Source organism: Polaromonas sp. P1_G2, from assembly GCF_056405515.1.
The window spans coordinates 1-351 of sequence record NZ_JBFUBY010001831.1 but is presented as its reverse complement, the minus strand read 5'-3'; the positions used below and the strand labels follow the sequence as shown (position 1 = coordinate 351).

General features: G+C 67.8%; 1 protein-coding gene. It reads left to right on the top strand.

The features are described from left to right. Positions 1-351, top strand: a 351-nt coding sequence (locus AC1D0P_RS32805) for an aminotransferase class I/II-fold pyridoxal phosphate-dependent enzyme (RefSeq protein WP_477680536.1), incomplete at both ends; no start/stop codon positions are given.

The following is a 351-nucleotide window of genomic DNA, read 5'->3' as shown; positions in this document are numbered from 1 at the left end:
CATGTCGCATGAGCGGCGGATCGCGCTGTTGCGGGCGGCGGCTGGGGCCGGCGCCTTCGTCGTCGAGGACGATTGGGACGGGGATTTCACCCTGTCGGGCCGGCCGTCGCCGGCGCTCAAGGCGATCGATGCCGGCGAGCGCGTCATCTATGTCGGGTCGTTCTCGAAATCGATGTTTCCGGCGCTGCGCATCGGCTATCTGGTGGCGCCGCCGAACCTCATCCCGAGATTCGAGGTGGCGCTCCGGGCATTTTCATCCGGCGTTCCCACCAGCCTGCAGGCCGCGGTGGCGGCCTTCATCGATGAGGGCCTGTTCGCCGCGCATCTGCGCCGCATGTGCAAGCTCTACGG